Annotated in this window: 2 protein-coding genes; both read right to left on the minus strand. The window is 67.3% G+C overall.

What is annotated here, in order from left to right:
- A partial coding sequence (locus ACOADB_RS24085; RefSeq protein ID WP_378604761.1) for a hypothetical protein occupies window positions 1–321 on the minus strand: 321 nt, incomplete at its 3' end.
- A gap of 173 nt (window positions 322–494) precedes the next feature.
- On the minus strand, window positions 495–1,094 hold a 600-nt coding region (locus ACOADB_RS24090), incomplete at its 5' end, for a hypothetical protein (RefSeq protein ID WP_378604764.1).

Below are 1,094 nucleotides of genomic sequence, written 5' to 3' on the forward strand. Positions count from 1 at the left end.
CAGCGACTTGAGGAGCAGCGTGCCGTCGTACAGCTGTGCCTGGGCGCCGCTCCAGTCCTGGATGTTGATCCGGTACTGCGCCAGCGTGGTGCCGGTGTTGCGGACCTGGAAGGTGTACGTCATGGTGGCGCCCTCCTTGCCGACCAGGCTGACCGCGTAGGCGCGGGTGTAGGCAGATCCGCCGGGGCCACGCAGGAGCACTTCACCGGCATGGCTCGCTGCGCTGGCTGGCGGGACGATCAGCAGGGCCCCAGCCAGAGCGGCCACGATCCCGGTGACGAGGACGGCGAGCGCCCTCCGTGCGTTGTTGAACGGTTGCATCGGGGACTCCCCCAGTCATGGGTGCGAACCACCCCCATGATGGTCCGTCACCGATCGACGCTAGACCGCTTTACCCGCATCCACATGCCTCGGAATGACCAGTCCGCACAAGGTCGACGACGACCGGATCCGGCTCGTGGAGAGCGGGTTCCGGTCGCCGTCGGACGGACGACTCAGGCCGCCTTGTTGGCGAGCAGGATCGACAGTTGCTGCGGGGGCGCTGCACCTATCTTCGAGTACACGTAGACGGTCGCACGCGGGCAGCCGGCAAGAACGTTCTTGACGGAGATCGTGAGGTTCCGCTTGCCGAGCCTCGCCAACGGCGGTGTCTGGTACGTGCCGTTGCGGGCTGCCGCGGTGACGTCCAGACTGCCGTCCTTGACGACCACCTGGGCGCAGCCGTCGTCATAGAGCTGGAACCCGATCACTGCCGACGCAGCAGTCGAGTTCTGCAACGTGGCGGTGAACGCCGCGGCCTGGGTTCCGGAGATGGTCGGCGCCGTCATCGCCTGTGCCGGCCGGCCCGGTCCACCCACGGCCAGCTGACCGCCGTTCTTGACGAAGAGGTCCTGCGCGGTGGATCCGGTCAGCACAGCCGGTTCCTCGGCGATGAGGTTCTTGCTGTCGATGTACGCGCCATCGGTCGCGTAGAGGTTGACCGACGAGTAGTGCTCGACGGGCGCCGTGCCGACGGGGATCGGGATCTTGAGGGTCAGTGCCTGGTTGCCGCCCGGCGCGATGGGCTTGGTGTAGTAGCCGTCCGGGCTGCTGGC

Origin of the sequence: Nocardioides sp. CPCC 206348 (genome assembly GCF_048654705.1) — a bacterium.
Lineage (GTDB): Bacteria > Actinomycetota > Actinomycetes > Propionibacteriales > Nocardioidaceae > Nocardioides.